The following is a 7,947-nucleotide window of genomic DNA, read 5'->3' as shown; positions in this document are numbered from 1 at the left end:
TTGCTTCTATATATTATCGAGAAATGGAACAAAAGCTCGCCGCGTGAAGCGGCTCCTACCAGAGGTTATATATTACGTGTAGGAGCGATTTTACATCGCCATAGGTACATCACCGCAACTACAAAAAGTTGCGTTCAAATCGCTTAAGCACTTTGGGCTTTACCTTTGCAGCGGTGAGTATCAGCATAATAAAAGCGATAATAAACCAGACGGGGCGATTACCATGCTCTGCATACCAGCTCACTCCACTAATTAGTTTTACATCACTTTTCAGTATATTGGCTTCGAATTGTGGAATGGCATGCTGAACTTTGCTAAGTGGATCGTAAACACCAGTGATACCATTATTCGTTACTCGAATTAATGGGCGCTGTAATTCTAAGGCACGCATCCGAGCGATCTGCATATGCTGATGCGGGCCGTGGGAATCTCCAAACCAGGCGTCGTTACTCACAGTAAAAAGAATATCTGACTCAGAGGTAAAGTTACCTCTGACAAGCTCGCTAAACGCGATTTCGTAGCAAATAGCGGGTAACACATGCAAACCGTTCGCAAGTAGGTTTGGTTGTACCGCATCACCTCGAGTAAATGACGACATCGCTAAGTTAAAAAGAGGCGCTATAGGGCGCAATAGGTTTTCGAACGGCACAAACTCACCAATAGGCAACAATTGGTGCTTCTGGTAGCGGTTTTTGTGCAGGTAGTGATATTGCCCTTCGCTGTCTTCTTTTTCTTTTTTACCAAGTGTGATCAGCGTGTTGTACGCGGTTCTGGTATCAAACTGATAATCGGGAATGCCCGTTATTAGTGCAGTGCCATTAAATGCGGCGGCTTTGTCCAGCCCTTCTAAAAATGGGTAGGCGATATCTTCAAATTCAGGAATAGCGGCTTCCGGCCACACCACTAAATCAACGCCTTGCCAGTTAGGTCTGGTCATATCTCGATATTTAGACATGGTCGGCCAAAACTGCTCAGGCTCCCAGCGCAGACTCTGCTTGATATTACCTTGTACAAGCAAAGTGGTGATTTCATCTCCAGAGTATTTCAATGGACCTTGAATGACAGGCACACTGTATAGACCTGCAATGCCAGCGAAGCAGGCTATAGCGAGATAAATCGCACGTTGTTTAAGTAGATAGTAAAGGCTTGTTGTCGCTAAAATAACTAGTAATGTTAAGCCAAATTCACCGATCCAAGGGGCTAAGCTGCTCAATGGAGAGTCAGTTAACGTGTAACCAAAACTAAGCCAAGGGAAGCCTGTGAGCATGTGGCCTCGTAGCCACTCGGTAATGGCAAAACCCGCAACAAGTGCTAGCACCCGTTGCCATGGGGTGCGAGAAAAGTAGCTGGCAAAAGCAAATGCCAATGTCGGGTAGATGGCAAGATAAGCACATAGCAATGCCATCAACAGCACCGAGACAGGTAAGGGTAAACCACCAAATTCAGCGATAGAGACATGCACCCAGCTTATGCCAAGTGCAAACCAGCCAAAGCCAAATAAAAAGCCATATTTAGCCGCGAGTTTTGGGGTAGGTTTATCGGTAAGCCAAGCCGCTATAATCAAGCTAATAAAAGCGATAGGCCAGAAACCAAAAGGGGAATAAGCAAAAGTAAGTGCACAGCCAGAAATGAGTGCCAGCCATGCAAACTTATCTTTTGCGAGGTTACTCAGGTTAGATACTAGAGTCTTCAACATGTTCAGATTTAGGTACACTTACTTGAATTTGTAAGATCCTCCGGTTATCGGAGTTAGTTACCTTAAACTGAAGGGGATCTATGTCTATAGTTTCACCACGGCTTGGCATATGGCCAAATGCATGAAGAATAATACCGCCAATGGTATCTGCTTCTTGGGTGTCGTAGTTGGTTTTGAAGAATTCGTTGAATTCATCCAAGGGCGTGAGTGCTTGCACAGTATAAACATGTTTAGAGAGCTGACGAATATCTTGTTGTTCTTCGTCGTCATCATGTTCATCTTCGATTTCACCAACAATGGTTTCGAGAATATCTTCGATAGTAACCAGTCCAGATACACCGCCATATTCATCAATCACGATAGCCATATGGTAACGTTTTTGACGGAATTCGTTGAGCAGAGTATCGACACGCTTACTTTCAGGCACGACCACTGCGGGACGAAGGTATTCGCGGATACTTGGCAAATCGCTCTCTTCACGCAAAATCAAAGGTAAGAGATCTTTGGCAAGTAAGATGCCTTCTACATGGTCTTTGTCTTCACAAATCACAGGAAAACGCGAGTGTGAAGATTCTACCATCATAGGGAGTTGAGCACTGAGCGGCTCATCTACATCAAGTGTAATCATTTGCGAACGTGGGATCATGATGTCACGTACTTTCAGCTCTGAAACGCTGAGTACACCTTCCATCATGTCTTTGGTTTCTGGGTCAATCAGCTGGCGCTCTTGCGCATCAGCGATGACTTCAGCCAGTTCTTCTTTATTTTGGGGTTCCCCTTGCAGCATCTGTGTGATGCGTCCCAGCCAGGTCTTGCTAGAAGAACCCTGACTACTTTGCGAGTTATCGTCGCTCATTAGTTGTGTCTGCTCCGTTAATTTAACAATCGTCTCTGTAAGGATCTGCGATATTCAAAGAAGCGAGAATTTGCTTCTCTATTGTTTCCATTTCTACCGCGTCTTGTTCATTTATATGGTCAAATCCAAGTAAATGCAAGCAACCATGGATAACCATATGGGCGAAGTGGTCATGAAAGGTCTTTTCTTGCTCTATGGATTCTTGGTATACCACTTGGGGACAGATAACTAAATCACCAATAAGTGGCAACTCAATTCCCGGTGGAGCATCAAATGGGAAAGACAACACATTGGTTGGCTTGTCTTTGCCTCTGTACTGGCTATTGAGCTCTTGGCTTTCGTGCTCGTCAGCGATGCGAATTGTTAATTCTGCTTCTTCGCGAAATTGCGTTAATGCATGTTCTGCCCATAATTGGAATTGTGCTTCGGAAGGCAAGTTGTCAAATTCACAAGCCAATTGCAAATCTAGCATTAAGTCCATGGTTTATTCCTCAGAAGGTTGCTGTTTCGCTTGATGCTTCTCAGCTTTAGCAAGACGCTCTTGTTCTTCTTTCTTCTCGTATGCTTCGACGATACGAGCAACCACAGGGTGTCTAACTACATCGTGAGATTTAAAGAAGTTAAATGAAATTTCTTCTACATCATTGAGCACTTCTATTGCATGGCGAAGTCCAGAGCGCGCACCGCGAGGCAAATCGATTTGGGTGATATCACCGGTGATCACCGCTTTTGAATTAAAGCCAATCCGCGTTAGGAACATCTTCATTTGTTCAGTCGTGGTATTTTGGCTCTCGTCCAAGATAATAAACGCGTCATTGAGTGTTCGACCACGCATATATGCCAAAGGTGCAACCTCGATGACATTTTTTTCGATTAAGCGCTCAACTTTTTCAAAACCAAGCATCTCGAATAGGGCATCATAAAGAGGACGAAGGTAAGGGTCGATTTTTTGTGTTAAATCACCCGGTAAGAAACCCAGCTTTTCACCAGCTTCAACCGCTGGACGAGTGAGGAGGATGCGACGGATCTCTTGGCGTTCTAGCGCATCAACCGCTGCTGCAACAGCAAGGTAGGTTTTACCAGTACCAGCAGGACCAACACCAAAGGTAATATCGTGAGTTAAGATATTAGCAACATATTGGCTCTGATTTGGATTACGAGGCTTAACCACACCGCGACGAGTTTTAATATAGACTTCTTTGTCCCATACGGTTGGGGCGTCTTGTTCGAGTACGTTCGCTTCTGTGATGGCCAGATGAACCTGATCTGGTTCAATTTCTGTCATTTTTCCTTTCACAGGCTGAGTATCAACATATAGAGATTTTAGAATATCCACAGCTGCTTTTGCCGTTACCGCTTGTCCGGTCACTTTAAACCAATTGTCACGGTGCGCGATTTCAACTCCAAGGCGACGTTCTATTTGTTTTAGATTTTCGTCGAACGGACCACATAGTGAAGAAAGGCGGTGATTATCTGCGGGTTCTAAGTAAATTTCTATATTCTTTATCTGATTACTCAAAATGTCTTCCTATAAAAATGACGCTAGCCGAAGCTAGCGCACAATGTAAAAATGCTAGGGGGTAAAAGTACCAACACCTAATTCATTAATTTCAGGTTCTTGTGGTGCTTTATTTAAGATATCCGACGGTTTTACGTCACGACGTAAATCCATTTCTGCTTCAGTACGGATAAGTTCACCACGTAACGAGTTTGGTAACGCCTCAGTAATACGTACGTCGACGAATTGGCCGATCACTGAGTGTGGGCCTTCGAAGTTTACAACGCGGTTATTTTCGGTTCTACCACGCAGTTCCATTGGGTTTTTCTTCGATGGGCCCTCAACCAAAATACGCTGCTCGGTACCGTGCATCTTGCGGCTGATATCCTGCGCCATTTGGTTGATACGGTTCTGTAGAAGATACAGGCGTTCTTTCTTTTCTGATTCTGCAACATCATCAGGTAAGTCGGCTGCTGGCGTGCCTGGTCGCGCTGAATAGATGAAACTAAAGCTCATATCAAAACCGATATCATTAATCAGGTTCATCGTTGCTTCAAAGTCTGCGTTTGATTCGCCTGGGAAGCCAATGATGAAATCTGAAGACATGCTTAGGTTAGGACGGATCTTACGTAGCTTGCGGATTGTTGATTTGTACTCAAGCGCAGTATGACCGCGTTTCATTAGGTTTAGAATACGGTCTGAACCACTTTGCACTGGTAGGTGTAAATGATCTACAAGCTCTGGCACATCCGCATAGGCTTCGATGATATCTGGTGTAAATTCAACAGGGTGAGATGTTGTATAACGAATACGGTCAATACCGTCAATTGCTGCAACGTAGCGAATTAAGTCAGAGAAGTAACAAATTTCACCATCGTGCATTTCACCTCGGTAAGCATTTACGTTCTGGCCAAGCAAGTTCACTTCACGTACACCTTGCTCCGCAAGCTGAGCAACTTCAAGGATCACATCATCTAAAGGTCGGCTTACTTCTTCGCCACGCGTGTATGGTACAACACAGAAAGTACAGTACTTAGAGCAACCTTCCATAATCGAAACAAATGCACTCGGGCCTTCAGCCTTTGGCTCAGGGAGGCGGTCAAACTTTTCGATTTCAGGGAATGAAATATCGACAACAGAGCCTTCTTTGCTTTGCACCTGTTTGATCATCTCTGGTAGACGGTGCAATGTTTGTGGCCCAAACACGATATCAACAAATGGCGCACGCTGGCGAATGGTGTCGCCTTCTTGTGATGCTACGCAGCCACCAACACCAATAACAAGATCAGGGTTTGTGTCTTTTAGTAGTTTCCAACGACCAAGTTGGTGGAATACTTTTTCCTGTGCTTTCTCACGAATCGAGCAAGTATTGAGTAGGATCACATCAGCTTGCTCAGCTTCTTCTGTAAGCTGATAGCCATTTGTTGAATCCAAAAGATCCGCCATTTTCTGGGAGTCGTACTCGTTCATCTGACAACCCCAGGTTTTAATATGCAGTTTTTTACTCATTTAAATATTGCCTCGTTTACAACTCGGTGTTTAGCACTACGCGTTTCTCGTGCAGGCGATGCTGAATTGATATCATTATGCCTAAAGGACGCGTATTTTATATGACCTATCTTGTCTAGCCAAGTATAGATTTTAACTTTCAAAATGTGGATCAATACAGAGTGTTTTAAGCAAACATCTGTTTTTATATGCGTTACAATGCGTACAGACTCAATTAAGTGGAATATGGCATGAAAAACAAGGCTCTGATAGTCGGTGGTGGCATGGTTGGTGCGGCGTGTGCCGTTAAGCTAGCGAAGCAAGGTGTTGATGTAACCATTATTGAACATTCTCCCATCTCACCAGGTGCAATACTCTCAAGTGATAAGGTAGATATTCGCGTTTCTGCAATCAATCGCTTTTCCGAGCAGTTACTAGATGAGCTCGGTGCTATGCCTGTGTTAAGAAACACCAGAGCCGCGGTTTACAAGCAGCTAGAAGCCTATGAGGATAAGCCAGGACAATTAGTATTTGATTGTGAAGCGCTAAACGCCTCGCACTTAGGCCACTTAATTGAGAATAACCTTATTCAAGCTGCTTTGTGGCAGCAGTTCAAGGAATTTGATATCAAGGTGGTTTCACCAGAGGGGATCCCAAAGCGCATTATTCATAATGATGATTCTGTGACGATTGAGTATCAAGCTGCATCTTTTACCGCCGATTTATTAATTGCAGCTGATGGAGGTCGCTCCATCGTCAGACAAATGAGTGGCATAGGCGTGACGGGCTGGCAATATGAGCAACATTGTATGGGGCTGCTGATTAAACTCGACGCACCGCAACAAGAAAAAACATGGCAGCAATTTAAGCCATCAGGTCCCATTGCCTTTTTACCTATGCAGTATCCGTATGCCAATCTGATTTGGTATGACAACGGCAATAAACTCAATTTACTTAAGCAACTAGATAAGCAGGCGCTAAAACAAGAAGTAAAAGCTGCATTTTTTGAGCTACCCGGTGACTTTGAGATTGAAGAAGTAGCGGTTTTTCCTTTAGCAAGGCAGCATGCCAACCAGTACGTGAGCGAACGAGTGGTATTAGTAGGAGATGCAGCTCATACCATTAATCCATTAGCAGGGCAGGGAGTAAACCTTGGCTTTAAAGACGTTGCGGCGCTTGCTGAAGCGATTGAGTCAAAAGAAGATATTGGTGACAGCAGCGCACTACATCATTACGAGTCAAAGCGTAGAAAAGACAACCTCTTGATGATGAGTATGATGGATGCGTGTTATTTTGGCTTTTCGAATCAAGTAACACCGTTAAAGCATTTGAGAAATCTGGCGCTGAATGTGGCGAATAAAGCTGGGCCGTTAAAAAAAGAAGTGCTTAAGCACGCCATGGGAGGAGTTGGTTTTTAGTCTTTGTTCTCTACACTGAGCGTGTTACACCAATTTACTTAATTAAGTGATCTTTTTGATGGAGCAAGTATTAGGATAAATTGGTATTACTGCACGCTTCATTATTTAGTGCCGAGATTATCTCATCAGTGTTAGCTTATCGACCACATACATCAATGTATTAATATCAAATTTTCCATCTAGCCTTAATAACCAATCACTGTTGGGCTGCAAAATGTAAGCAGTTTGAACTCCTGAAGGTCTGATAGAAGAAAAAATATGTTTTGCTCCGTGAGTAGCGGTAAACACATTTGCTTCGTCTATAACGCCAAGCTCAGCACTGACTTTCTGCATGTCTTCACTCTGTATATCAAACGTACCATTGAAAGCTCGTGTCATAAACTCAAGAGGTGTTAAATCATACTTGTTCGGTAGGCCAGCAAGTGCGGTAGCGCCAGTTATCCAGCTTAACGTTAGTTCAGAAGAGTTGTCGCTAATCACTACTGAGTAGGTATCGCTAGTAAAAGTTTGAAATGAAACTTTATTTGCCTGCTCCGAGGGCTGACAGTAGCTAAAGTGCTTGAGTGCTACTTCTATATGTGATGGAGAGCAAATTGAGCTAGCCCTTGCTTCTACAAAGCTAGGTATACCGAAAATGATTAATGAGAATAAAAGAAATAAAGACTTTAGCACTTTCTTTCCTAACATGAAGAAAGTTTAAAAGTAACATTATAAAAATGAGCTAGTAATGAATAGATAGGAAAGAGATTGTTACTAAATGGTGCGGAAAGAGAGACTTGAACTCTCACATCCGAAGATACTGGAACCTAAATCCAGCGCGTCTACCAATTCCGCCACTTCCGCACAGTAGATATTTATTTGTAGCTAACATCTCAAAAAGAGATGGCTGGAGTACCAGGATTTGAACCTGGGAATGGCGGGATCAAAACCCGCTGCCTTACCGCTTGGCGATACTCCAGCAATAGAGGTAAGTTCAAATCTTATTAAGACA

General features: G+C 43.6%; 7 protein-coding genes and 2 tRNA genes. 1 reads left to right on the top strand and 8 read right to left on the bottom strand.

Annotated features, from left to right (window positions below; genetic code table 11):
- Positions 1 to 118: 118 nt before the first annotated feature.
- Genes lnt through miaB form a run of 5 tightly spaced genes read right to left on the bottom strand, consistent with a single transcriptional unit; the run spans position 119 to position 5,559 of the window.
- Positions 119 to 1,696: an apolipoprotein N-acyltransferase gene (gene lnt, locus CWC03_RS21310; RefSeq protein ID WP_138583572.1), complete on the bottom strand. Its 1,578-nt coding sequence runs from the start codon at positions 1,694 to 1,696 to the stop codon at positions 119 to 121.
- Positions 1,674 to 2,552: a CNNM family magnesium/cobalt transport protein CorC gene (gene corC, locus CWC03_RS21305; protein WP_010370418.1), complete on the bottom strand. Its 879-nt coding sequence runs from the start codon at positions 2,550 to 2,552 to the stop codon at positions 1,674 to 1,676. Before corC ends, lnt begins: the two co-directional genes overlap by 23 nt.
- Positions 2,553 to 2,574: 22 nt before the next feature.
- Positions 2,575 to 3,033, bottom strand: coding sequence for an rRNA maturation RNase YbeY (gene ybeY, locus CWC03_RS21300; protein ID WP_138521636.1), 459 nt, complete (start codon positions 3,031 to 3,033; stop codon positions 2,575 to 2,577).
- A 3-nt stretch (positions 3,034 to 3,036) separates the two neighbouring features.
- Positions 3,037 to 4,071, bottom strand: coding sequence for a PhoH family protein (locus CWC03_RS21295; protein ID WP_010370423.1), 1,035 nt, complete (start codon positions 4,069 to 4,071; stop codon positions 3,037 to 3,039).
- A gap of 54 nt (positions 4,072 to 4,125) precedes the next feature.
- Entirely contained in the window at positions 4,126 to 5,559 is a 1,434-nt protein-coding gene (gene miaB / locus CWC03_RS21290) for a tRNA (N6-isopentenyl adenosine(37)-C2)-methylthiotransferase MiaB (RefSeq protein WP_138583571.1), read from the bottom strand.
- A gap of 230 nt (positions 5,560 to 5,789) precedes the next feature.
- On the opposite strand from miaB, the gene CWC03_RS21285 reads away from it, so the two are divergent.
- Positions 5,790 to 6,956, top strand: a complete 1,167-nt coding sequence (locus CWC03_RS21285) for an FAD-dependent oxidoreductase (RefSeq protein WP_138583570.1) — start codon at positions 5,790 to 5,792, stop codon at positions 6,954 to 6,956.
- Positions 6,957 to 7,073: 117 nt separating this feature from the next.
- Here the strand turns inward: CWC03_RS21285 and CWC03_RS21280 are convergent, their stop codons facing one another.
- From CWC03_RS21280 to CWC03_RS21270, 3 genes are all read right to left on the bottom strand, one after another.
- Positions 7,074 to 7,628, bottom strand: coding sequence for a hypothetical protein (locus CWC03_RS21280; protein ID WP_138583569.1), 555 nt, complete (start codon positions 7,626 to 7,628; stop codon positions 7,074 to 7,076).
- A gap of 86 nt (positions 7,629 to 7,714) precedes the next feature.
- Positions 7,715 to 7,799 (bottom strand) — tRNA-Leu (locus tag CWC03_RS21275).
- Positions 7,800 to 7,839: 40 nt separating this feature from the next.
- Positions 7,840 to 7,914: transfer RNA gene (locus CWC03_RS21270), tRNA-Gln, on the bottom strand.
- Positions 7,915 to 7,947 lie beyond the last annotated feature (33 nt).

Origin of the sequence: Pseudoalteromonas sp. S2755 (genome assembly GCF_005886535.1) — a bacterium.
In the GTDB taxonomy this organism is placed as follows: Bacteria; Pseudomonadota; Gammaproteobacteria; order Enterobacterales; family Alteromonadaceae; genus Pseudoalteromonas.
This window is presented reverse-complemented; position numbering and strand designations above follow the sequence as displayed.